General features: G+C 49.0%; 22 protein-coding genes and 1 CRISPR repeat array. Of the genes, 8 read left to right on the top strand and 14 right to left on the bottom strand.

Going from position 1 to position 24,285, the window contains the following annotated elements; genetic code table 11:
• The first annotated feature begins 264 nt into the window (after positions 1 to 264).
• Positions 265 to 513, top strand: coding sequence for a Ycf34 family protein (locus tag H6G50_RS02970; RefSeq protein ID WP_190713167.1), 249 nt, complete (start codon positions 265 to 267; stop codon positions 511 to 513).
• Positions 514 to 586: 73 nt separating this feature from the next.
• Here the strand turns inward: H6G50_RS02970 and H6G50_RS02965 are convergent, their stop codons facing one another.
• The gene (locus H6G50_RS02965; protein ID WP_190713165.1) at positions 587 to 1,768 is read right to left on the bottom strand and encodes an RNA-guided endonuclease TnpB family protein; all 1,182 of its coding nucleotides are present in this window, start codon (positions 1,766 to 1,768) and stop codon (positions 587 to 589) included.
• A 238-nt stretch (positions 1,769 to 2,006) separates the two neighbouring features.
• Here H6G50_RS02965 and H6G50_RS02960 point away from each other — a divergent pair, with 238 nt between their 5' ends.
• Positions 2,007 to 2,672: a DedA family protein gene (locus H6G50_RS02960; protein WP_190713163.1), complete on the top strand. Its 666-nt coding sequence runs from the start codon at positions 2,007 to 2,009 to the stop codon at positions 2,670 to 2,672.
• Here H6G50_RS02960 and larB read toward each other — a convergent pair.
• On the bottom strand, positions 2,669 to 3,460 hold the full coding sequence (gene larB, locus H6G50_RS02955; protein ID WP_190713161.1) for a nickel pincer cofactor biosynthesis protein LarB: 792 nt from the start codon (positions 3,458 to 3,460) through the stop codon (positions 2,669 to 2,671). The two genes, H6G50_RS02960 and larB, sit on opposite strands and share 4 nt — an antisense overlap.
• Positions 3,461 to 3,682: 222 nt before the next feature.
• Between larB and H6G50_RS02950 the strand changes: the two genes are divergently transcribed.
• Both H6G50_RS02950 and H6G50_RS02945 read left to right on the top strand, forming a co-directional pair.
• Complete coding sequence (locus tag H6G50_RS02950; protein WP_347239868.1) at positions 3,683 to 4,012, top strand: LuxR C-terminal-related transcriptional regulator; 330 nt, start codon at positions 3,683 to 3,685, stop codon at positions 4,010 to 4,012.
• A 145-nt stretch (positions 4,013 to 4,157) separates the two neighbouring features.
• On the top strand, positions 4,158 to 4,766 hold the full coding sequence (locus H6G50_RS02945) for a PD40 domain-containing protein (protein WP_190713156.1): 609 nt from the start codon (positions 4,158 to 4,160) through the stop codon (positions 4,764 to 4,766).
• Between the two features lie 13 nt (positions 4,767 to 4,779).
• Here the strand turns inward: H6G50_RS02945 and H6G50_RS02940 are convergent, their stop codons facing one another.
• From H6G50_RS02940 to arr, 8 genes are all read right to left on the bottom strand, one after another.
• Positions 4,780 to 5,397 (bottom strand): GDYXXLXY domain-containing protein, encoded by a 618-nt coding sequence (locus H6G50_RS02940; RefSeq protein WP_190713154.1) that lies wholly within the window; start codon positions 5,395 to 5,397, stop codon positions 4,780 to 4,782.
• Between the two features lie 151 nt (positions 5,398 to 5,548).
• The gene (locus H6G50_RS02935; RefSeq protein ID WP_190713153.1) at positions 5,549 to 6,574 is read right to left on the bottom strand and encodes a DUF5357 family protein; all 1,026 of its coding nucleotides are present in this window, start codon (positions 6,572 to 6,574) and stop codon (positions 5,549 to 5,551) included.
• A 10-nt stretch (positions 6,575 to 6,584) separates the two neighbouring features.
• Complete coding sequence (fraC, locus tag H6G50_RS02930) at positions 6,585 to 7,160, bottom strand: filament integrity protein FraC (protein ID WP_190713152.1); 576 nt, start codon at positions 7,158 to 7,160, stop codon at positions 6,585 to 6,587.
• 45 nt (positions 7,161 to 7,205) lie between these two features.
• The gene (locus H6G50_RS02925; protein ID WP_190713151.1) at positions 7,206 to 7,760 is read right to left on the bottom strand and encodes a hypothetical protein; all 555 of its coding nucleotides are present in this window, start codon (positions 7,758 to 7,760) and stop codon (positions 7,206 to 7,208) included.
• Positions 7,761 to 7,880: 120 nt separating this feature from the next.
• Entirely contained in the window at positions 7,881 to 9,053 is a 1,173-nt protein-coding gene (moeB, locus tag H6G50_RS02920) for a molybdopterin-synthase adenylyltransferase MoeB (protein ID WP_190713150.1), read from the bottom strand.
• A gap of 263 nt (positions 9,054 to 9,316) precedes the next feature.
• On the bottom strand, positions 9,317 to 10,948 hold the full coding sequence (gene guaA / locus H6G50_RS02915) for a glutamine-hydrolyzing GMP synthase (protein WP_190713149.1): 1,632 nt from the start codon (positions 10,946 to 10,948) through the stop codon (positions 9,317 to 9,319).
• 272 nt (positions 10,949 to 11,220) lie between these two features.
• Positions 11,221 to 12,339, bottom strand: a complete 1,119-nt coding sequence (gene cbiD, locus H6G50_RS02910) for a cobalt-precorrin-5B (C(1))-methyltransferase CbiD (protein WP_190713589.1) — start codon at positions 12,337 to 12,339, stop codon at positions 11,221 to 11,223.
• Positions 12,340 to 12,926: 587 nt separating this feature from the next.
• Positions 12,927 to 13,380: direct repeats of the CRISPR family, unit length 22 nt; unit sequence GGTTTCTCCAGCGAGTGGAGAA.
• Positions 13,381 to 14,208: 828 nt separating this feature from the next.
• Positions 14,209 to 14,607 (bottom strand): NAD(+)--rifampin ADP-ribosyltransferase, encoded by a 399-nt coding sequence (gene arr, locus H6G50_RS02905; protein WP_190713148.1) that lies wholly within the window; start codon positions 14,605 to 14,607, stop codon positions 14,209 to 14,211.
• Between the two features lie 289 nt (positions 14,608 to 14,896).
• Between arr and infC the strand changes: the two genes are divergently transcribed.
• Complete coding sequence (gene infC, locus H6G50_RS02900; RefSeq protein WP_190713146.1) at positions 14,897 to 15,409, top strand: translation initiation factor IF-3; 513 nt, start codon at positions 14,897 to 14,899, stop codon at positions 15,407 to 15,409.
• Positions 15,410 to 15,670: 261 nt separating this feature from the next.
• Here the strand turns inward: infC and H6G50_RS02895 are convergent, their stop codons facing one another.
• Both H6G50_RS02895 and H6G50_RS02890 read right to left on the bottom strand, forming a co-directional pair.
• Positions 15,671 to 17,329 (bottom strand): DUF3352 domain-containing protein, encoded by a 1,659-nt coding sequence (locus H6G50_RS02895; protein WP_190713144.1) that lies wholly within the window; start codon positions 17,327 to 17,329, stop codon positions 15,671 to 15,673.
• Between the two features lie 137 nt (positions 17,330 to 17,466).
• The gene (locus H6G50_RS02890) at positions 17,467 to 18,903 is read right to left on the bottom strand and encodes a serine/threonine-protein kinase (protein ID WP_190713141.1); all 1,437 of its coding nucleotides are present in this window, start codon (positions 18,901 to 18,903) and stop codon (positions 17,467 to 17,469) included.
• Between the two features lie 352 nt (positions 18,904 to 19,255).
• On the opposite strand from H6G50_RS02890, the gene H6G50_RS02885 reads away from it, so the two are divergent.
• From H6G50_RS02885 to H6G50_RS02875, 3 genes are all read left to right on the top strand, one after another.
• Positions 19,256 to 20,056: an NYN domain-containing protein gene (locus H6G50_RS02885; RefSeq protein ID WP_190713139.1), complete on the top strand. Its 801-nt coding sequence runs from the start codon at positions 19,256 to 19,258 to the stop codon at positions 20,054 to 20,056.
• 64 nt (positions 20,057 to 20,120) lie between these two features.
• On the top strand, positions 20,121 to 20,834 hold the full coding sequence (gene rnc / locus H6G50_RS02880; protein ID WP_190713137.1) for a ribonuclease III: 714 nt from the start codon (positions 20,121 to 20,123) through the stop codon (positions 20,832 to 20,834).
• A gap of 123 nt (positions 20,835 to 20,957) precedes the next feature.
• Positions 20,958 to 21,338 carry a hypothetical protein gene (locus H6G50_RS02875; protein ID WP_242032693.1) on the top strand — a complete coding sequence of 127 codons (381 nt, stop codon included), beginning with the start codon at positions 20,958 to 20,960 and terminating at the stop codon, positions 21,336 to 21,338.
• Positions 21,339 to 21,410: 72 nt separating this feature from the next.
• On the opposite strand, the gene H6G50_RS02870 is transcribed toward H6G50_RS02875, so the two are convergent.
• Positions 21,411 to 22,229: a Uma2 family endonuclease gene (locus H6G50_RS02870; protein ID WP_190713136.1), complete on the bottom strand. Its 819-nt coding sequence runs from the start codon at positions 22,227 to 22,229 to the stop codon at positions 21,411 to 21,413.
• 78 nt (positions 22,230 to 22,307) lie between these two features.
• On the bottom strand, positions 22,308 to 24,185 hold the full coding sequence (locus H6G50_RS02865; RefSeq protein ID WP_190713134.1) for a caspase family protein: 1,878 nt from the start codon (positions 24,183 to 24,185) through the stop codon (positions 22,308 to 22,310).
• Positions 24,186 to 24,285: the final 100 nt, after the last annotated feature.

Genomic DNA, 24,285 nt, shown 5'->3' with positions numbered 1-24,285 from the left:
AGAAACTTAGATTTTGGTACGGCGCATCAAGGGTTTCAAGATAATTATCGGAGATGTCTATTGATATCAATAGAGCAATTAACGACTCCGAACGTTATCAATTATCCATTGTCCATTATCAATTCTCCAAAACGTTATCCATTGTCCATTATCAATTATCAATTCTCCAAGCCGTTATCCATTGTCCATTATCAATTGTCAATTAATTCATCCCATTCCCTCTCAGACTCGTTAGAATTTGAGAAATCTCATTGAGTTGCGGCTATGTGTATTTGTGTTAACTGCCATTTCGTCGATCGCTGCAATACCTACCACGCCGTAGAAACGCAGCACCAGCAACCGCACGTCACTGAAAATCCCGACTTTGAACCGCAAAATCCTTCCATTAACGTCAATATTCGCCCCCGACAGGACTATATCGAGATGGAGTGGGATGTAGTCGGTTGCGAGAGTTTCGCCCAAGAAACGGGCAAATGGGCGAAGTTACGCCCGGGCGAACCCGTCCCGACTTAAACCGGATTGCTAATTTTTGACAACTCCCCTGCCGGTCGGCGAGGGGATTCTTGGTTCGTCGGGATAGCTCATGCTACTTGCCCTCCCCAAAATTCACGGCGATGTGTCCCACCGCTGTATAGCCACGTTGCAGCACGACTTGAGCCGCTGCAACATCTCGATGTGTTTCATAGCCGCACTCAGAGCATTTATGCACCCGTTCAGACAGTTCCTTCTTGCCTGTATGGGCTTGACATCTGGGGCAAGTTTGGCTAGTGCCGTTTGGGTCTACTCTAGTAAAGTATGTCCCACGCTTAAAGCAGATATGGCTTAAGATGTTTAGAAACTGACCAAATCCAGCGTCTAGCGTGTGCTTGCACAATATTCCCGATGACATAGCCTTGAGGTTTAAGTCCTCGGCAAAAATAGATTGCCCTTGGTCGCACAAATGATGAGCCGTCTTGAAGTGAAAGTCTTTGCGGCTATTCGAGATATACTCGTGGTGTTTGGCAATTTGATGGCGTAATTGACGAGATTTTCTAGACCCCTTCTGCTTTCGTTTGAGTTGACGTTGCAGCAATTTCAGCTTGCGTTGTCCATCCACAAAGAATCGAGGGCTATCAATCAACTCACCATCAGAAGTTGCCAAAAAGTGATTCAATCCTAAATCAATCCCTACCCCATGCCCTGACAGCATGGGCTGAGGAACATCAACATTGCATTGCAAAGTAAGCATGGCATAGTAGCCCGATGCCCGTTTCACAACACGAATTTGTTTAACCTCAAATCCTTCAGGAATGGGGCGTGACAAGTGCATCTTGACTAAGCCGATCTTTGGCAAATTGACCCAATCAGCACCATCAAAACGTTTCACGGATTCTAGATTTAATTGCGGAAACACAAATGAGCGCATCTTCTTCTTAAATCTAGGGAAACCGTGTCCCCGTTCCCACATCGCCACAAACGCCGCCTCTAATTGGCGTAACACTTGCTGTAATACATGAGTGTGAGGCCGTTTCAATTCAGGAATCGACTTCTTTGCCTCTGCCAGTGTTTTACACTGACGCGCAAAAGTCGGACGTGGCACATCGGCAGGGATAATGTATTCCTGTCTGATACTGCACGAATTGATATCGCACTTGCGAGAATTAACCCAATCCTTTCGTTCTCGCAACGCATAGTTGTAGACCTTCCGGCAAATGTCGAGCCAGTGGTCGAAGGTTTCGCGTTGCGCGTCTGTGGGAATGAGCTTATACTCGTAGGTTAGATTCAACATTCCACTATCATGACAGACTTCTGAATAAATGAGGGTATACTTGTTCAGAATTCTCAATGGTAGTTGTAGGCATTGAAAAGCCGTCCTAGAAGGACGTAGCTCTGTATCCCATTATTTTCGGTCATTAAGAATTCCGCATTCTGCATTGGAAACAGCCCTGTTCGCTGAAATTGACACTTTGCCCTCAATTGCGTCAAGATGAGAACAGAACGTAAATCTTTGTAAAGGCACGGTTTGGATGTCTTTGGAGTTTTTTTCCCTGGAGACAATCCAGGAACTAGCGCGCGAGTATGGCTACTGGACGGTATTTGTGGGCATCGCGCTCGAAAATACCGGCGTGCCGCTCCCGGGTGAAACAATTACCCTCGTTGGCGGCTTTTTGGCAGGAAGCGGCGAGCTAAATTATTGGTGGGTCTTGACAAGTGCCATTTGTGGTGCTGTGTTGGGCGATAATTTCGGCTATTGGATTGGGAAGGTTGGGGGCTGGCCTTTATTGGTGCGCGTCGGCAGGCTGTTCCGGATTCCGGAAATTCAACTGCTAGAAGTCAAAGCTCAGTTTCTTAAAAATGCACCGAGAGCGGTCTTTTTTGGTCGCTTCATCGCCCTGTTGCGCATTTTTGCCGGCCCGATGGCGGGAATTGCTCAAATGCCTTATCCGCAGTTTCTAGCGTGTAATTTTGGCGGTGCGACGGTTTGGGCAGCAACGATGGTAACGTTATCCTTCTTTTTAGGAAGGATTGTGCCGCTGCACGAACTGATTCACTCCGTCGCGCGATTTAGTGTTGTCGCCCTTGCGATCGCTGCCTTTTCGATCGCGCTACCGATGTGGTTGGAATCGAGAAGTAAGAAACTCGCCGTTCCTGAAGAACCCGCTGCGGATGCTAGCGAAAGTCTTCCTCTTTAGTCTTGGTTCTTATCCTGCAATTTAGCCGCCGTTCGCAGGATTTGACAAGCTAAAATTGCCGCGCCAAAGCCATTATCGATGTTCATGACTGCTATTCCCGACGCGCAGGAATTGAGCATGGTGAGGAGTGGCGCTAAGCCCCCGAAACTCGTGCCGTAACCGATGCTAGTCGGAACGGCAATCACGGGGCAATCGACTAATCCGCCGATAACGCTGGGCAATGCGCCTTCCATTCCCGCCGCGACAATGACCACATCCACTCCCGCTAAGACGTGCAGGTTGCTTAATAAGCGGTGAATCCCCGCTACGCCAACATCGATTAGGGGTTGGACGGTGTAACCGAGCAGTTCGGCGGTTAAGATGGCTTCACGGATGACGGGAAAATCTGCTGTTCCTGCTGCGATCGCGCCAATGATACCGGGAGGCTTTGGCGCGGTTAAGGGGGCGGGAAGGAAACAGAAGCGCGCGATCGGGTCGTATTGCAAATCGGGAATTTTCGCCTGCAACTGGGCGAAGGTTTCCGCTTCAATCCGCGTTGCCATTATCGGACTTTCCAAGCCGCGATCGCGCATTGCTTGTATAATTTGCACGATTTGTTCTGGCGTTTTTCCCGGCCCCCAAATCGTTTCAGGAAAGCCGTTTCGTAAAGCGCGATGGCGATCGATCTTCGCAAACTCACCCACGGGTTCAAAGTCGAAATGCTTGAGTTTTTCTACAGCGGCCCTTGGCTCGATTTTTCCTTCGGCAACCGCTTCTAATAATTTTTGCAGGGCTTCTTTTTGAAGCATTCGCTACTTTTTTACTCTTAAAGAACGAGCTTTTATTATACCTTAAGATTTAATGGACTCAAAACTAAACCCTCGATATCCATCCAAAGAGCGAGGCGTAAACTTAAAATAAATGAGATTATATTCTCTGCCTTATGGAAGACTATTTCCTAAGCAAAACTATAGTTTCCCTTTCAATTATTAAAACAAATAAAAAGGCATTAACCGGTCAATCGGTTTACAATTAGAGACAACGGAAACTCAAGTGAAAATCAGAAAAAGGAGCGAGCCTTAATGAATTACGAACCGACCAGCGCTCCCGTTACGCTGTCAGAGCGAGAAGTTCAAATTATCGATTTAGTCGCCAGTGGTTTAACAAATCATGAAATTGCTGAAAAGCTGGAAATCAGCAAGCGGACTGTCGATAATCATATTAGTAACATCCTCACGAAAACCAAAACGGAAAATCGCGTTTCCCTCGTCCGTTGGGCGTTGCAATGGGGAAAAGTCTGTCTCCAAGATGTTAACTGCTGCTCGATTCCCTTAGCCGATTCTGTTGCCGAAGAAGTTTGATACTTGCTGCCGCTTTGGGAGAGATTGTCGGTTGATTTCGACGGCCTAGTGCTAATTGCTCGCTCCTCAACGGAACTCCCCTATGATAGAGTATTAGGTCGTCCTTAAAGGGCGAAGCTGTCGGCTCAATTTTTGCGTAGTCCTTATGTGGAATGGAATCGCGATCGTCCCGAAGCCATTCCGGAGAGCAGTCATTCTAGCCGTTCTCGCGGGTTTTCTCCTCGGCACTAGCTGTCAAGAACGCGGCTTCATTACACCCCCGACTCAGACTGTGGGGTTGCCTTTTAATGCCCTGAATACCACAACCGCAGAGCAATCGCCCAGTTTTGACTACGCCGGACGCTATCTCGCCTTCGCGTCCGATCGCGGGCCGGCCCGAGGAATTTTTGTCTACGACCTCCAGCAGCGGCGATTGCTACCCCTCCCCGAACTCAACCAAGCGGGAAGTTTCCAAGACGAACCGGCCATCAGTGCCGACGGACGCTACATTGTCTATATCTCCGAGCGATCGGGCAAAGCGGATGTCTGGCTTTACGATCGCGCTTCCTCCCGCGCCGAAAATCTCACCCAAAACCGTTTGGGGCAGGTTCGCCATCCCACCATTAGCGGGAATGGTCGCTTTGTGGCTTATGAAGCTAACCGTTCCGGTCAGTGGGATCTCGAAATTTACGATCGCGGCCCGGGCATCGATCTTTCGCTACCGTCTAGCGCGTCGCCCAGCCCATCGCCACCGGAAAGCACGCCTGCTAATTAGGGCAATGCGCCCTCTAAAACTGAAACTCGCTTTCCCCCACCCATAGACTCTGCGCGATCGAGTGTCCTTGTTCGTCTACCTTGAGCTTAACCGCGATCGGGCGCGTTTTCTGGGCTTTGCGAAGCGTTGTTTCGATCGCCCCATTCACCTCCTCGCGCCGATCTTCCGGCAAATAGTAGCGCTCTAAACCGTAATCGATCCAGCCATTGTTGTAAATCCCCTCCAGCGCAACGCGATTCTCCGGCAAATCCGAAGGGCGATCGCGACTGACAGCAACAGCTTTCCAAGGTTGCGGCTGCAAGTTCTTCTTCCCCTTTAAAGGTGCGGGTTCTTGCAAAATCACATAAACTCGCGTTCTCTCGAGCAAGCGTTTTTCGCCCCTCTCCGTCGGACTTAAAACTGTTGCCCAGCCGGGAAGCTTTTCGAGATTTTCCGGGCGAGAAATATCGTATCTCAACTGTTGCCAATAGCCGCGTAATGGGTCGTAAGGATCGACAGCAATCGTTTGCAAAATCGCGGTTTTACCGGATAATTGCGTATAAATCGCTCGGGCGGGAATAGCAATAATTAAGGCAGTTTGCAACAGCAAAGGAATAGCAAACTGCCCTAGCGCTTTAAGAGATGTATTCATACTGAAAGAGCCGTTTACTCTATCTATTACTGTAGCTCCTCAAGTTAAGGAGTGTCTCTATAATGACTCTGCAATCACAAAAAGCATTTCATTATCCATTATCCATTATCCATTATCCATTATCCATTATCCATTATCCATTATCCATTAACTATCCTTGCTTCGCCGGAGGTCGATCGGCCTTGCGAGCGGGCTGACATTCAACCAAAGCAACGGGTTCGTCTAAATTGTTAACTTCAGAGTAAGCGCGATCGATCTCGCACAATTTAGCACTATCGATCCTCATGAGTTGATTTTTAGGGCCTTCCCAAAGCGCCTCTAAATAGAGGATCGCGCCGTTATTTTTGGGTGTAATATCGGTTTGAATTTTCCATAACTCATTCTCTGCTGGCGAAGTTAAACCTGCCCCCACCGCTTCTTTAATATTTTCAATCCGTTCGTTCAAATTCTTCGCAGTCAGGGGCGGAAGAGCATTCCACGATTTATTATTGAGTTGCGCTTTTAACTCATTGCCAATACCATCGAGAATTGCAGTCCCTCTCGTTGGAGCATCTTCTTGCTGCCAGCCAACTTTCACCGCATAGGCACTCTGCCCTAAATCTTCTGCTACAAAAGTCGGATAATCTCTCAACCAACCTTGCAGAATGAAGTGGAGTTGAATCCAACAGGCTAAGAGCAAATGGAGGCCGACAATGAGGAGAATATTGTTCCATTTTAGGGCGTGCTTTCTTTCGGGATCGCGCAAGCTGGGAATTACAATGAAAGCTGCGGCTATTATCGGGAAGGCAACGATCGCGAAATTGGCAACGCCAGGGGAAAGGCTATCTATCGATCGCAAGTTAATGTAAGCAAAAGCCGAAATCAGCGCCGCTAGAATCCACGGGGTTAGGGTTATTGCAACTTCTTTGCACAGCCAATACAAACCGATCAGCAGAAAAATTTGCCAGCCTAGGGTTGCAAATACGGCGAGAATTCCGACAGCGAAGAAGGAGAGAAACCCCACTCCGGCGCTACCCCACATCATACTCTGCCACGATCTTAGTTTTTTCGGTCTTAATCGAGAGCCAAACTTTACTCCCCGATCGCCGATATTTTTTCCCGTTTTAACCGAGCGATCCAGAAATAACTTCAGGAGATCGACAATTTGCTGTAAAATATTTGTTAATTGTTTCAGCATACGAGCGCCCCTATTTCAATAAACCCAGTAAACAAAAAAACAGAAATATTAACCCACTACTGAACGTATTAGCGATTAAAATTGCGATTGTTTTATGGGGATCGCTCATCACTAAAGCCGTCATTAAGTTAATCTCTTTCTTGCCACTTCTTTTTTTCTTTGAGGCTTTAGCTGCCTGATAGCTCGGAATTTGTGGCGTAGTGACGGGTACGGCGGAAGGGGCTAATCGCTGCAAGATTAACGTCCCTGAAAATTCAACGATGCAAACAAAAATGAAGTTGACAATCCCGCAAATCATTAAAAATGAAGGGATCGATAAAGCATTGACTGCTCGGTAAAAATGATTCAAAAAGACATAGCTAATCAATTCTAGCCGCAAAAATTCCGGCAGCACTCCCTGTAAAATAAAAAAGAGAATCCAACTCGCAATACTGGAAAAGACATTAAGGAGAGTCGAGTATTCTATACTCTGTCGGCGCGTTAACGAAAATCGGTCGTAGAAGACTTCTGCTTCCACCGCGATCGCGATCGCGAGAATCACCAGTTGAAATAGAATAACTTCAATGGGCAGGACGTAGGCGTACATAATCTTTCCTCATCCATAGCGGTTAAAACAACCTATTTCCCAGCGTTAGCTTCCGCTTCTGGGGAATAAAGTCGGCGGGAAGGCTTCGGCGGCGATACAAGCATTTAAAATACTCGTTTGCGAAAAATCGCTTTGACGATTTAAACCTACCGCACAATCGGCAAATCGGTTGGGAATCAGGCTGCGCCGACAGCCATCCAGGGCGGACAAAGCAATATCTTGAATATTTTCAGTTCCCGAACTGGGTTGTTCTTGAAAAGCGCGCGTAATATCGATCGCGCAAGTCGCTAATTCTACCGGTCGGCGCGCCCGAAAACAAGACCGCAGCGCCGAGGTTCCATCCACGGACGTTGAGTTATAAAGTCTCAGAACGCACCAGGATAAATCGTCCGGTTCCAAGGATTCAGCACAAGCTTCCAAAGCTTCGCTTTCACTCACCTCCGTTTCGCGCAACTCCGCCGCGCAAATTGCAAAAGGATTATTCTCTGCCGCACGCGCCGTCCCCAACCCAATTTCTCCCACAATCGCTGCTGGAAGAATTGCTGCTGTTCCGAGACGCACGGTACGAAGACACAGTTGTTTTAAACGATTGTTGCTCATAAAAGAACAGTAAGCAGTAAACAAAGCTCTACGAAATCGAGAAAGTGAATAGCAAAAAATTCAGTTTCTAATTCTCTGGACTCAAAATTATTTCACTATTCACTCTTCATTATTCACTCTCTAATATTCTGGCACTGAAGCATCAACTTCCCGACTCCAAGCCGTAATACCGCCCTTGACGTTTATCCCGTCAATGCCATGCTCTTTCAGGATACCTAACGCTTTCGCCGAACGTCCTCCCATTTTACAATGGGCGACTAAACGGCGACCGTCGAGCAATTCTTTCACCTTTTCCACGCCCGAACCTTGTTCGATATCCGGTAACGGAACCAGCGTCGAACCCGGAATCTTAGCAATTTCGTACTCGTTAGGGTTGCGAACGTCAATTAAAACAAAATCATCCGCATCGCTATCGAGCAAGTCTTTCAACTCCCGAACTGTCATCTCTTCCATCGATTTACGTTCTTGTTCTTCTTGTGCTTTAGCTTGAGGAATCCCGCAGAATTGTTCGTAATCGACTAACTCCTTAATCACTGGACGTTCGGGATTCGGGCGCAGTTTTAACTCGCGGAACTTCATATCGAGGGCATTGTACAGCAGCAGGCGACCGCTGAGGGTATCGCCGCTCCCTAAGATAATCTTAATCGCTTCGGTAGCTTGGATAATGCCAATCATACCGGGAAGAACGCCTAAAACGCCTCCTTCCGCGCAAGAAGGAACCATTCCCGGCGGCGGCGGTTCGGGATACAAATCGCGATAGTTCGGGCCATCTTGGTAGTTAAAGACCGTCGCTTGCCCTTCAAAGCGGAAAATGGAACCGTAGACGTTAGGTTTCCCCAGCAACACGCAAGCATCGTTGGTGAGGTAGCGCGTCGGAAAGTTATCCGTCCCGTCGATAACGACATCGTAGGGCGCGAGAATTTCTAAGGCATTCTCCGAAGAAAGGCGGGTTTCATATAAATCCACCTGACAAGCGGGGTTGATTTCAAGGATGCGATTTTTTGCCGATTCAATTTTCGGTTTGCCCACCCAAGAAGTCCCGTGAATGACTTGGCGTTGCAAGTTCGAGGCATCGACAATATCAAAATCGACGATCCCGATGCGCCCGATACCGGCTGCTGCGAGATAGAGTAGGAGCGGAGATCCGAGTCCTCCCGTACCGATGCAAAGAACGCTAGCGGCTTTGAGGCGTTTCTGCCCTTCGAGTCCGACTTCGGGCAAAATAATATGACGCGAGTAGCGTTCGTATTCTTCTTTAGTGAGTTGGATGTCCTCTAGATTGGGATTTAGCATAAGGACTTGGGTCTTAAGATTTATTCAGGAGCCTATTGTAGCGCGTATTGAGCTTGCGATCTGACGCTTGCCCTGCGGCTATAACTATCGTTAGGTGATAGGTCAAAGCAAGGCGCTATGCCCCTAGGATACGAAATCGTAAAGGAAGGGCGGGTTTTCTCCTCGATTCGATCGCGCGTATTGACGTATTGAATCGATTTTAAGTAAACCCGCCCCTACAAACCGGACAATGGAATTGAAATTTTACCAGCCGAACGGCATCCCTACTCCCATTCGATGGTTCCAGGCGGCTTCGAGGTAATGTCGTACACTACCCGGTTTACGCCTTTGACTTCGTTAACGATGCGGTTAGAAATGGTTTCGAGCAAGTCGTAAGGGACGCGCGACCAATCGGCGGTCATTCCGTCTTCGCTGGAGACGAACCGCAGGACGACGGGGTGGGCGTAGGTGCGTTGGTCGCCCATGACACCGACGCTACGAACGGGCAGCAGTACGGCAAAGGCTTGCCAGTAGTCGTTGTAAACGCCTTGTTTGGCGATTTCGTCGCGGACGATGAAGTCTGCGTCGCGGAGGATGTTCAAGCGCTCGGCGGTGACATCGCCGACAATACGAATGGCGAGTCCGGGGCCGGGGAAGGGATGGCGGCGGATGATTTCGTCGGGCAAACCAACGGAACGACCGACTTTGCGGACTTCATCTTTAAAGAGTTTGCGCAGGGGTTCGACGAGTTTAAAGCGCAGGTTTTCGGGGAGTCCGCCGACGTTATGATGGCTTTTGATTTTGACGGCGACGCGTTCTCCGGTTTGGGGATCGACGTTGGTATCGGCGGATTCGATTACGTCGGGATACAAGGTTCCTTGGGCGAGGTAGTCGAAGGGGCCGAGGCGGTTGGATTCTTCTTCAAAGACTTGGATGAATTCGTGGCCGATGCGACGGCGTTTTTCTTCGGGATCGGTGATGCCTTCGAGTTGTTTGAGGAAGCGATCGCGCGCGTTAACATATTCGACAGAGATATGGAATTGCTTTTGGAAAATATCCATTAAGCGCTCGGGTTCGCCTTTACGCATGAAACCCTGATCGATAAACATACAGGTTAAGCGATCGCCGATCGCTTCGTGCAATAAGAAGGCGAGCGTTGAGGAGTCTACGCCGCCAGATAGCGCTAGCAACACGCGCTTATCGCCAACGCGCGCCCGCACTTCCCGAATTGCTTCTTCGATAAAGGTTTCTGTCGTCCAAGTCGGTTCGCAGCGACAGATATGATAAACGAAGTTTTGGATCAGGGCTTGTCCGTCGGTGGAGTGGACGACTTCGGGGTGAAATTGCACGCCGTAGAGGTGGGCGCTGCGGTTGGCGATCGCGGCACAGCTTGTATTATCGGTATGGGCGAGAACCTCGAACCCCTCGGGCAGTTCGGTGCAGGAGTCGCCGTGACTCATCCACATGGTCGAACCGTTGCCGACATTGGTGAAAATGTCAGTGGGATCGTCAATTTTGAGAGCGGCTTTGCCGTATTCGCCGCGTTTGGCTCGTTCGACTGTGCCGCCGAGTTGCCGCACCATCAGTTGCATTCCGTAACATACCCCCAAAATCGGAATTCCCAGTTCCCAGATTTGCGGGTCGCACTGCGGTGCGTAAGCATCGTAAACCGAACTGGGGCCGCCGGAAAGGATGATTCCTTTAGGGTTGAGGTAGCGCAGTTGTTCGGCGGTGGTTCGATAAGAGAGGACTTCTGAATAAACCTGCGTTTCGCGGATGCGGCGCGCGATTAATTCTGAGTATTGAGAGCCAAAGTCCAAGATCGCGATCATTTGGCGATCGATGCGATTTTCTAAAGACTCCGAAGGCAATGTATCTTCGCTGTCTTGGAGGGGCTGAGTGATTTGTGTAGTCATGCGCGCTTTGGCTGAAAGAGTTAGTGGATATGTCGAACTTCCCCCATCTTTCCTCGATTGGGAAATGGAGCAACAAACATTGCACGGATACCTTGAAGAGCTTCCTTAAATTGAAATTAAGGAATCCCATAATGGAGCGGTATTAATAACAGGAAAAGCGAGGTGAGTAAAAAGAACTGGCTTGCCTTAATGCCCTTAAAAAAGAGCGGGATAAAGAGCCTTCTTATCGAGAACTTTAAAATAGGTAGGCAATTTAACTTATTCAGACCATGCTAGCACATTTTTGAAAATAATGCTGTCCCGATTTGACTTTTTGCGATGATATTTCGATCGCGGTCAAATATCGCGGAACCCACCCGCACCCGCTGTTCGCTGTGTTTCAAAATGTAGTCGCTGGCACGGGCATCGATCGACTCGACAATCGCGCCATAAACTCGAGAGACAATTGATAATTCGGGTGAGTCCAATTTTCGTAACAACTGCAATGCGTCCTCCGTTGTCGCGCTGGAAAACACTTGTTGTAAAACCGCTGTTGGCAATCCCAGGTTAGCACAGTGGGCGGTTAAAATTTCCAGTCGGGCATCGGCGAGGTGGTGGTGCGTGTGGAAGATTCCGCCCGCGAGTTTAATCGCTTTGCCGTGGTAGCCGATTAAGAGGATAGACTGGACTTGGTGGGTTCCGGCGGCGACGAACATCGGCCCGAGCCAATTCGCGGTTTTGAGGATGCGATCGCGTTTTATCCCCCATTGTTGCGCCAAATCGAGGCTATTTTCGCCGATACAGAAGGTTAATTCTTCAAATCGGGCGGCTTTCTCCTTTAATTCTTCCAAATACGCTTGCAATTGCTCCGGCGCGCTCAATGGCTGCGAAATGCCCGTCGTTCCCAGCAGCGAAAGTCCTTCGAGTACCCCAAAAGCTGCATTCGAGGTGCGATCTGCTAACTGTCGTCCTTCCGGTAAAATAATCGTAACGACAACGCGCTCGGTTTGGGTCAAGCCGCGTTGCAAATTTTCTGTTAACACCTGGCGCGCGTAACGATAAATCGCCGCCTTCCCCCCAGCATTTTCCTGCCTTCCCAACCCCTCACCGCCGCGAATTTCGACTTGTTCTTCGGGGGAATCGCGCTGACACTGCTGCAATTCCACCATCGCCCAAATCGGCGTATCTCTGGTTAAATCTAGATTATCGCCGGGATCGCTACGCGCGATCGCTAAAGCGCAATTTTCCCCCAACTTTGCCACCTGTTCGATCGGAATTTCCGCAGATTGCGGCGGCGAAATCAAATCGAGAGTGACGGATTTTGGGGCGAGGGACTGTTTGAGGTGTTGCAGTGCAGCGACAGCCGCAGCGCAAGCAAAAACGGGTAAAGTGTATCCCGAACGAGCAGGCATGGGTTGATAATTGATAATGGACAATGGACAATTGATAATTGTGAATTATCGGCGCTAATTTTTAGCAAAGCGTGCGGAAATGTTCAGCGAGAAAAACGGCTGCGGTGTTTGATTGAATTATAATCGCCGAATCAATGCAGTTTTATTTAAATATAGATGAATGTTACTGAAATAAGCGTTGAAAAATCGCCTGTAGAGACGTTGACTTGCAACGTCTCTACAGATAATTTCGTAGGGTGGGCAGCGTCCACCAGCCAAAACTTTTGTGCGTTTATCGCCGTACTTTCACGTTTCAGGTAATCCCAATTCCCAATCGCGATGTACATAAATTTTTTGCTCTCCGGGGCATAACATCGATGAGAACGGGTTATACCAATTCTCAATCGCAATGCACTAAATTTTGTGCTGTAGGGGCATAACATTGTTATGCCCTCTTCAGGAATCGTGCAAAATCAATGAGAATTGGTATTCTGAACCTCATTCGATCGAGAATGACGTTCGTTAGCAAATATTTTTAAGTCGAAAAATTAAGAGGGTATAGCAGTGCTATGCCCCTACGTTTTTATTTGATTCCATTCAATTGAATTGGTTTCTCCAGCGAGTGGAGAATCTGACGACGAAAGCTCTGAATTACTGGATTTTGTGTTTCCATTCAATTGGTTTCTCCAGCGAGTGGAGAAGTTGACCGAGTTGATAAAGTAAACGGTCTGGCGAGTTTCCATTCAATTGGTTTCTCCAGCGAGTGGAGAAACAACTCATAAAAAGCGTTGAGGCGCTGTCTGTCCAGTTTCCATTCAATTGGTTTCTCCAGCGAGTGGAGAAAACTGCTTAAGTCTCCTCTAAAAGGAATGGTCATGGGTTTCCATTCAATAGGTTTCTCCAGCGAGTGGAGAAGATCGAAGAACAAGTTAAGCTCTTATGGAGCGAAAGCCGTTTCCATTCAATAGGTTTCTCCAGCGAGTGGAGAAGAAAGAGATTCGCGGCGTTTACGCGGATGGGATTTGCGTTTCCATTCAATAGGTTTCTCCAGCGAGTGGAGAAGGCTACCCTCTCAAACCCTCCCTCAGAAAGGGTTCTAGAGGGCGTTTGCGAAGGATAACCTTATTGTACCTCTTCCAACCCCTCAGCAAGTGTTAAAAAATAGCTAAATCGCAGACCCAGAGCGGTATCGAGGGATAGAACGAAAGAATGCGGGTTTCAGCCATTTCCCGGATCCTTCGCAAACCGATGATACAAAATCGAAATTGAGAGCGATCGCGCCACCGCCCAACCAACCCCCAACACCTTACTGCTGCGTCCATTTCGCCTCCCCCCCAAAAAAACGATGCGCTCCCCCTGTCTTGGGTATCGTGCCGAAAAACGACCGATTCCCGTCAACACATCTCAGATCGCAAAAAAGACAATATCACTTGAAACCGATAAAGCCTTTGTATTGACGCAATAACAAGCTTTTTTAGTCAAAAATCAAGATAAAGTAATATTGTCTTTTTATGTGTAGCAATAGACACATCAGTAAAGAGGGTGCGATCTGCCAAAAACCGAGCGAATGCCATTCGCCCCTAACCAACATTTGTCCTAATTATCTCGGCGATGGCTAGATTTGACTATCCAGCGAATAGAGAATCTGCTGATACCAATTGAATATGACGTTGCACAGAATTGACGCTTCTCAATTTTTGGCTAAGATAATGGTGCGTTACGCTTCGCTAACGCACCCTACTTTTGATTCTATGAAGCTTCACATCAATTTGGTATGAGTTTCCTGATGCACTCAATTATTATCTGTAGGGGCATAACACTGTTATGCCCTCTTCGGGAATCGTGCAAAATCAATGAGAACTGGTCTCATTAGCCCTAGCACCTCAGAATTTAATTAATAATTTCGCCTTCGATCTTTGCCAACTTTTCACGCCATTGTCGGATCTCGTCAGGGGTTTGTCGCACCCAATCTGTTACTTCACCAACAATTTTTAAAGGTGCTTTGCTGCGATAAGAGCGTGTCGGATTGCCCGGAAATTTTTTATCCGTGACGTTCGGGTCATTTTCAAACTTCCCAGTAGGCTCAACGATGTAAACTCGTTCGTCTCCGTCGCCTTGGGCTAATGCTGCGGCAAGTCCAGCCCCATTAACCAAAGCCGTGAAATAAATATGATTCATGATAATTTCGGGCTTGTAGTTCGACCTAAACCCTGGTGTCAGCAAATCGCCAACCTGCAAATCCGCTTTTGTACCGTGGTAGAAGGGTCTGCTGTCTAAAACTTCGGTCATGGTTGACCCCCATTACTTTTCATGCGTGAAATTATTTATTGTACTCATATAGCGCTACGGGTCGAAGAATGAGCATTCCTAAAAGCTGGAAGCCTTGGCTGGTGGGCGCTGCCCACCCTACGGGTCGAAGAATGAGCATTCCTAAAAGCTGGAAGCCTTGGCTCACCCCCTCACCCGGTGCGCTGAGCGAAGTCGAAGCGCCGTCTCCCCCTCACTCCATCTCCCAAGCGAAGAACGATGCTTCAACGAACGAGGAATTCTGCGTTAAGCTGGTAGGGTGCGAAAACCTATGTTTGAAAGGAAGGAGGAACGCATTATCGTTAAAAAACAACCCACTAACCGCGAAATCAAAGCCGATCGCGTTTTGTTAATTGATAACGAACAACAAAACCGAGGCTTAATTGAGACGCGGGAGGCACTTAAGCTTGCTGAGAGCGTCGGACTCGACCTCGTGGTTGTCTCGGAAGGCAAAGAAGTTCCCGTAGCTCGCATTATGGACTACGGAAAACATCAATACCAACAAAAGAAACGTCAGGGACAGGCGGCAAAAACTGTCGTCAAAGAAGTAAAACTTCGTCCTAATATCGGTGAGTTCGATTATGAAATTCAGATCAAGAAAGCTGTAGAATGGCTGAGTAAAGGAAACTTGGTTAAGTTCCAGGTTCGCCTGCGAGGACGAGAAAACCAACACCGCGATCGCGCAACAGAACTTTTAAATCGTATTGTCAGCGACCTCGAAAAAGTCGGAAAAGTTCAGTCTTTTGACACGCGGTCTTCGATCGTGCAACTCGCTCCTGTCTAGGATTGACTGAAAATTGAGAAGGGGAAGGTTGCTAAGGGAAAGCGCTTTCTCCTTTTCTTTTTTTAGATTGGGCTGAAATCCTACTCCTGTAATTGCTCGATATTATGGTGCGTTACGCTTCGCTAACACACCCTACTTTCTGTTTTGAGGGCATAATGTAAGCGCTATTTCTCAAAATAATGGTGCGTTACGCTTCGCTAACGCACCCTACTTTTTACTCTCTCTCCCTCTCCCCGTCACCCAGTCACCCAGTCCCCCCGACTACGAACCGAGATTGAGGAAAAGACTGGCGCGCCCGATCCCATTTTCGCGTCCGTTACTGCTGAGAACGAGCGATCGCAAGTTTCGGAATAAGGGCTGTCCGGCAAATTCAACGACGCGAAACAAGGGAATATTTTGCTCAAAAATATCTTGACCTTGGTTCCAATCAATGTATAGGTAGCCGTCGTTCTTTTTCGGCAGAGATGCGATCGCGTCTTTAAATTCTGCACTCGCAAGCAGCGAACTTTCGGTATCGTTTAACGCTTGCGTCAAACCATCGAGGGAACTGCTAAAAATTTCGTACTTTTCCGTTGCGGTATGCACGCCTTTAACTGCTGCTTCTAAGCGCGTGGCTGCCTCGCCTTGCTTGGCTTCCAGTTTCGTCCAAACGGCAATTTTTCGCCCGTCTAAGTTGAAATTTCCCACGCTCAAATCGCGTGCTTTCGCCAGTTCATCTAAACGCGCGATCGCGTCTTGGGATTCTTGGGTTTTTTCCACCACAAACACCCAATTTAAAACCTCCTTTTCCACCGAAGGCAACCACGCAAAGGCATACTCGCCCAGCGCCCAACTTGCGATTTCTTCCGGTACGTTTACGCCGAATACTTCATTCAAACGGGCAATATTGCGATCGAGCAATTCAGCGAAGGCGGGTTCGGAGGCGACGGTTGCTGAAACTTGCTCCCAAAAGTGCTGAAAGTCTGTCCCCGCCGCCGTTACAATCGGATGGGCGGGAATGTAGCGCAGCGCTTTTACCGGCTCCGACAAAGCGGGGGCGACGTTCGTATCTCCTGTCAAGCCTGCTAGTGCGGTTTGCGCTACCAAACCGCGCGGATTGAGGGAAAGGACGACGGTAAGGGTTTGTTTTAATTCGAGAGGTAAGGGTTGCTTGGCAATCCAAGCGGCTAAACCGGGGAGGTTAACGACGGCTACGCCGATGCGGGGATCGTCGATGGTGGCGATCGCTTTTTGGTAGACTGGATCGCGATCGAGGTTGCGTTCGACGGCTTGGGCGTTGTTGACGGCATCGCGAAGCACGCGCAGGTGGTTGGCAAAGAGAACGAAGCGATCGCCCACCACCGCACTCGCCGAAGCGGTGCTACTATCGGCTAAGTTGCGGCGATAAATGAGATTAACGCCCTTATAGTCCTCAAACACAAGCTCCGATTTTCCCGCCGCCGCATCTTTAGAGTAATACAGTTGCAGGAATTCCTTGGCTCTCGCGCCGTCCTTCGATCCCGCTACAATGAGATAGCCCGGTTGTTCGCCATTGGTGGAGTTGCGATCGAAATCGGAATCCGTCAGCGCCAGCGTCACCTCATCGCCCAACCACGGCTGAATATCTTTGGCATAATCCGCCCCTGCGTTCGCCAGCAATCCTTGTTCTAACTTCGCGAACTCTTCCCCTGCTTTGCCGCGCTTGCGGAAGGGAGAAGCCGATTTAGCGAAGGCTTCTAACTCATCGGGATTCACGAGGAGGGAGACGACAACGGGCGCTTGTTTGGGGACAAAAATCGCGGCTTCGGGATTTTTTTGTACGCCGCCCGAGAGGATTTGGAGGGGCGCTTTGGAGAAGAAGAAGTACCAGATTCCCCCTACGGTTAAGAGTAAGGCGAGAACGAGGGCAAGCGCGATCGAAATAGGGGAACGGCGATTCATGGCGGAGATCTGGACGGCTAACGCCTACCATTATGGGCGTAAGAGAGACCTGGGGACAAGTCTTCCTTTATCTCTTCAATCGGCGAGTAGGGACGTTTCATGAAACGTCCCTACTTCTGTATCCCGAAACGATCTTATTAAAGTTCGCATTCTTCAAACCGCTTCAGCACCGACAACCAAAAGCCAACGCGGGGTAAATTACCTTTCGGTGCATTCGATTTAAAACTCATTTCTTCGCAAGATTGCCAAATCGGTTTTCCTAACAGTCCCCACTTGCGAACCCGCCAGCCGACGCGATGCCCAAAACGTTCCCACGTTTCAAAGTTTTCATTGCCTTCAAGGGCTAAATTGCGCCAAATTTGCTTTTGAACGCTGAAACCGAAACGTCCGTTGCTATATTTTGTCCATAAGCCGTCGATCGCGCGCAATTCCGTACAGGGAAAGTTTTGAATATCCTGTTCGGTTAACTCGCTTTCGGCTTCGCGCCCGACAACGCGCAGGATCAGTACGATCGTTTCTAAATTCGCCGCTTGCCAGTGCTGGGCAGCGAGAAACTGTTGCAGGCGGCTGTAATCGCCTTCTGCGGGTTTATTGGGGGGAGGAACCGTTACATTTTGTGGGGGTTGAGGAAGATTTGGGGATGCGTTTTGGGGGGTTTCGAGGGCGGTTTGAGGCACGGTGGGGCGCGAAGCCATTGCTGCTAAGACTTCCCTCGCACAACTGTAACGCTGCGTGTAGCATTCTTGGGTTAATCTTTCTAAAACCTGTCCTAAATGAGTGCTGACTTGAATGCCACGCGGTAAGTTCTCTCGCCATAACCAGCGATCGCGCGCACCATCTCGCAGATCGTCCCTCCCATCTTCCCTCGGCAAGCACCCCGTTAGCAAGCGCAAGCAAGTTACGCCCAAACTGTATAAGTCGCCGCAGGGCAAAATTTGACCGCTGGCTAATTCTCTGGGGGCATAGCCTTCGCCTCCCACTTTCGTTCCGCTTTGATAATTTCCTCCTGCCAAATCTTTAGCTAAATTAAAGTTTGCTAAAACTAAACGACCGTTTCGGGTCGAACGAATAATGCTTTCCGGTTTAATATTGCGGTGAATAATGCCTTGGGTATGAATCAGTTGCAGGACGGGAAGAAGTTCGCTTAAAACCTGCCAAATTTTGGCTTCGTGAAAGGCTCCATCTCGCTGTAATTCTTTTAATAAAGATGTTCCTTCTATCCATTCTTCGACGAAGTAGCAATGTTGTCCTTCCTGGAAATAAGCTAAGAGTTGAGGGATTTGCGGTTGTTTGCCGAGGGTTTGTAAAAGTCTGACTTCGCGCTGAAATAGTTCTGCCTCTTTTGCGCTCGCTTGGTCTGGCGTTAACTGTTTGATGATGCAAGGTTCGTGCAGGCGATCGCGATCGATCGCTTCGTAGCTTCTACCGAATTGATTTGAGGTTAAGACTCCCAGCACTTGGTAGCGCGATCGAAACACGCGATCGAATTTTGACGAACCGCATCCGCTACAAAAGTTATGATGTTCTGGATTGAATGGATTCGGACAACTGGGATTTGTACAGTAGCGCATCATGGCAAATAACCGTTAAAAAATTCTGGATAGCAGACCGGGAATTGAGGCATCGCGCGCCCTACTGCTAGTTCTAATTTAACTCTTGACAAATTAAATAACAGTGTATAAACTAGCCAATAATAGAATAACATCAGCCTAATCCTGGCAACAGCTTGTATTGCTCCGCAACTTTTGAAGTTTGAAGTTTCAAAGGTGCCGAAGCGACACCGAAAGTAGAGTAAGGGTAAGGTTTAGAGTCTTGGTAATTGCGCCTTAATCCGAACGATTTATCGTCGTATCGGACGGGTTTAGAGTAACTGCGGTTTTGAAGAGATGTTGTTCTCTCAATCTACCTCTAGGAGGACAATAGCAGATGAATGCGATCGCCCCATCTAGCTCGGAAGAACATCCTGTCTTTCTTTATTGGGATGCTCAGAATGTACGCTTCCCGAAACACAGCAACCCAACACTACTGATTCAGCAGATTCTCACGATTGCTCGCCAGTTAGGCACACTGGAAATTGTCAAAGCTTACGCCTATTGGTGCAAGGAATCAAAAGATTATCATAAAAGTTTTTACGAGCTTGGGTTTGAATGCCCGAGCGTTCCCGACGAAAAGAAAAATGAGGTCGATCGCAAAATTATTGAAGATTGCCGAAAACAAGTTTTGAAAAAAACAAGTAAATCGATAGTTATTTTAGTTTCTGGCGATGAGGACTTTTCACGGCTTCTTAAAGAATTGCGCGCTGAAGGTAATCAAGTTATCGCGATTGGCAATTCTAAAGCGACTCAAAAACTCCGAGAAGCCGCAACCTTTTTTTATGAGTTAAACGATTTAGATAGACTGGAATGCTCCCTCTCTCAAAAAGAACTGGAACAAAGCTTTCTCGAACCGACCTCCCAACCCTCACAACTTTCCTATTTAGATGCCGTTAATTGCTTGCAACAAGCGGTCGAAAAAGTGTTACAATCAAAAAAGTCGGGTTGTTTGGGACGAGTTGACTCTATGATGAGAAAAACGAACAACCTTTATCGAGGTGTTGCTTCGATTGCCAGCAAAGATGGTAAAAAGTTTAAATGTTTCAAATGCTTTGTCGAAGCGGTAGCCGCAGAGGGTAAAATTACCCTAGTTAAAACCGAAAAACATCTCGAACTTGCTTTAACTCGCGGCTAAAGATGAGAGCGATATACACGACGGTCTGCTACAGGATTTTAGCAAACCGTCAAACTCAAAGGAAATGAAAAGAACCTTGCCGATTATTCAAAACGAAGAACTCCTAAAACAAGCCTTAACGCACCGCTCCTATGCGAACGAAAACCCCCTGCAAGGCAGAGACAACGAACGCTTAGAATTTCTCGGCGATGCGGTGTTAGGATTCGTTGTGGGAGAACTCTTGTTCAAGCGATATCCGCACGTCAACGAAGCGCAATTAACGCGCCTGCGCTCGTCTTTGGTGGATGAAAAGCACCTCGCAACAGTCGCTCGAAAAATTGAGTTAGGCGCTCGGATGCGATTGGGAAGAGGGGCAGAAAAAGATGGCGGACGGGATAATCCATCGTTGTTGAGCGATACCTTTGAAGCATTAATTGGGGCGTATTATTTAGAAGTGGGAATCGAACAAGTTAAAGATTATGTCGAACCCTTACTGCGATCGGTAGCCGATACTTTAGTATTCCCCCAAAATGAGTTGGAAGCGCGAAGTTTAATCGATTCTAAAAATCGCTTTCAACAATGGGCGCTGGCTCGGTATAAAGAAAATCCAATTTACTCGATTATCGATGAGTCCGGGCCGGATCATGCTAAAGAATTCACCGCAGAAGTGCGGGTGAAAGGGGAATTGTATGGGGTTGGGTGCGATCGCCGCAAACAGGAAGCGGAGAAACGCGCGGCGGAGTGCGCTTTACGGCAATTGGGGCTGGAGCGATCGCAAAACGAGGCGCGATCGGTGTAGAATACAACAGCAGTTACCGGCTGAAAAATCACTCTTTTCGCGCTTGCTCTGGGAAAAATAAAGCGCGATCGCTTCTTAAAAAGTAGTAATGCCTAGAGGTGCGAATAACCTCTATAAAACATAATGATGGAATGGCCTAAGCTTTTTGAAAGACTGGTGAAGAATGCACCGGCTCGGCAGACCAATCTTCTCTATCGCCGTCTTGAAGAAGCCTTGCAACACGGCAGTAATGTTTGGTTAGAAACGAATAGCGATAGTTTTTCGGGAGTTCCGATTCATCTCGATCGCGAATTTGTCGAACTGCTAGCCCTTTCCGTTCCAGAGGACGAAGAACCGGAATCGCCCTCAATACCCTACCGACGCACGACTTGGTTAATACGCCTTTGCTCGATCGAAGCAGTCGCTTATCCGACCGAACATTGGTCGCGAGAGCGACTTGAAATGCTGCTCGGCCCTACGGAAGAGGGCGATGATGAGAGCGATGATGCCACGATGGAGAATTAACAAGTTCGGCAGCTAGCACTGCACAATTTGGGATTTTTGTCAAGAGCTTGTCTGCCAACTGGCGCTCTATAATCAAGCCCGATCGAGGTCAATTCCCATCTGGCGCAACCTTTCTGCGAGCATCTCAGCTTTGCGCCGTTCCTCGGCTAGCTGGGCGGCGGCTTGTTGGGCGCGTTCCTCGGCTTGCTCGGCGCGTCCTTCGGCTTGTTGAGCGCGTTCCTCAGCTTGTTGAGCGCGTTCCTCAGCTTGTTGAGCGCGTCCCTCAGCTTGCTCGGCGCGTTCCTTTTCAGCTTCGAGTCGCCGCTGAACTTCCAGATAAGTCGAAAATCGTTCGCCATCGGGACGATAAAGCTGCAATTCATCGTCCGCTAACTCAAAGCGTATCTTCAAACGCGGACTGACCCAACCTTGCATCTCTTCGATCGCTTGGAGAGGTAGCGCTTCGACTTCCGAAGCAGGAGGACGCAATAAACCGCTGAGATCGTTTCGTTGAGGGTCGTAAATGTAATATTCTTCTACGCCGTAGCGGGCGTAAAACAGCAGTTTTTTGTGCATCTCCGTCTGCGTATTTCCCGGAGAAAGAATCTCAAAAACGACTTGAGGGGCGATATTATTTTCGTTCCACTGTTGATAAGAACCGCGATCGCCTTTCCCCGCGCCAAAAGCGACCATAACATCCGGCGCTTGGCGAATTTTTACCTCTCCTTCAACCGGATACCACAGCAGGTTTCCGGCGACAAAAATATCGGGATTGTCCGCAAACAACCATTCGAGGTTGTAGTAAAAGGTCATTATCCAGCGGAACTGCAAGGTGTTGTCTGCCATCGGCAAACCGTCGCTTTCGGGATAAATGATGGGGGCGGATTTAGGCTTAGGGATTTGGGCAACCATTGCGATCGAACCCTCCTTAGAAACTAAATATCAATTACCCAAGACGTTATCAATTGTCCATTATCAATTATCAATTATTCAGTTACCTTTCTTCCAGCGCGCGATCGCTTGGTTGGCGGCGGCGCGTTGGGCGCTATCGGCGGGAACTAATTGAGCGGTTTCGATCGCTGCCTTAAAATCACCCTTCACCGCGCGATCGCTCGCCATCTTATAAATCGTCTTGCTCCAACTCTCTTTCAACTGCTTGGCGCGGGCGTAACCGGGCTGACCGACGGGAATAACCCGCAGCGTCTCAATCGCCTGATTGTAAGAAGAAGCAACATTAGGGCGAATGCGCTTTTGGGCGGCGGCGAGAATTGCTTGGTTGCGTTCCTGCTGCTGAGCTTGTAGCTTCCAAGTGGCGCTTTTTTGTTGGGCGAGTTGATAGGCTTCGGGGTAATCGGGGGCGACAATCGCTGCTGCTGCGATCGCGCCCGAAAAATCGCCTTGTTTGGCTCGTCCGCGCGCGATATCCAAAACCGCCAAACTCCAGCGCTGAATTGACTTTTGGGCTTCCGCGTAATCGGGCGAGTCGGCGGCTATCCCCCGAGCGTCCGCGATCGCGCGGCCGAACTTAGAAGCTTGAATCTCCTTCAAATAAACACTCGCCGCTAAATCTCCTGGCTGCGTTGCACCTTGTACCGGCGGGACGGGTGCCGTCGGCGGAACCGGAACCGGCGAAGCAGCGGGAGCGGGTTTAACTGCCGCTTGCGGCGCGCTTCCCGGCGGCGGCAAAATCGGCTGTTCGACAGCGGGCTTTTCTGCGGACGGCGCGATCGGCTTCTCCTGCGCGACGGGATTATCCACCGGCGGATTTACCTCAGAGCGCGTTGAATCTGCCACCTGAGAGTCCGGGCGCAAAAATACGCCCGCCAGCGCCAATAACAAAAATAAACCACCGCCCAACGCAAACCACTTTTGATAACTCTGCCAGGAATCGTTCGGCGTTTTATCGATTTTCGTGGGAGTCGTTTCGGAGGGGACTGGCGGAATCGAAGGCGGCGCGCTGTTGCTTGCCTCCGTCACTAACAAAGGAGCATTGGGGCGAACAATAGGAGCCGAAGTCGCGATCTGAGCGTCGTTCGCCTTGCCATTGCTCTGATACTGACCGTTAGCTTCAACCAGGGCGGGAGTGAGGAGAGCGTACTCCTCGAGGGAGGGAACCAATTCTTGGCTGGGCAATAACGGTTGCTTGCTCGTTTCAGCGAAGGGAATGAGAAATAGGGGGCGTTGCGGCGGTCGCCAGTGATGCTCGCACAATTCCGGCAAGCGATCGCGCAGATATTCTTCAAGTTTGTCCAGCGTTAAATCTTTACCGTAATAGCGCAACACTTCCAGCAGAGAAGCCGTAAAAAATCCATGTTCCAAGTCCGAGGACTCGTGGGACATCTGCTCGAGTTGGGAACTGAGAATAACGTTGAGGCCTCGCTCTTTCGCCAGTTCCAAGGTTTCCGCGCCCACGTTATTGGCTGCAATCAATCCCGGCGATCGGTTAATATCGAGCAGGAGCAAAATGTTGCGCGCTTCTTTGCGCTGCAAAATATCCAGCACCCAACGCATCGGAATGGCGGTATTGGGGATATCGGCAAGATTCGCATCGATGGGGAGGAGGTAATCTTGACCTTCCCAACTCACGCCGTAGCCGCTAAAAAAGAACCACAGCCAAGGCATAAAGCGATCGTTCGGCGATGCGGTTTCAACTTGCAGCCAGTGCAGAATTTGCTCTTTCGTCGGCAGGGTGGAGCGATCTTCGATGGCCGGAGAGGTATCGTCTAGCAGCAGGACTCGCTCGGCGGGAAGTTGTCCTTCTTCCACAACAAATTGTCCGATCGCCCGAGCGTCTTCGCACGCAAAGTTCAGCGGTTGAATGAGTTGATAGCGATTGATTCCGATTGAAATGACAGAAAAGTTCTCCATAGACCCACGCCCGAACGAGCTACGCTTTTAGGGGAAATGATAACATCGAGAGCCGATATCTTCAGACTTTAAGTTTAAGCGTTTTGTGCAATCATTTTTT

Origin of the sequence: Oscillatoria sp. FACHB-1406, from assembly GCF_014698145.1 — a bacterium.
In the GTDB taxonomy this organism is placed as follows: Bacteria; Cyanobacteriota; Cyanobacteriia; order Cyanobacteriales; family Spirulinaceae; genus FACHB-1406.
Note: the sequence above shows the minus strand (reverse complement) of the source record. Positions and strands in the feature narration are given on the sequence as shown.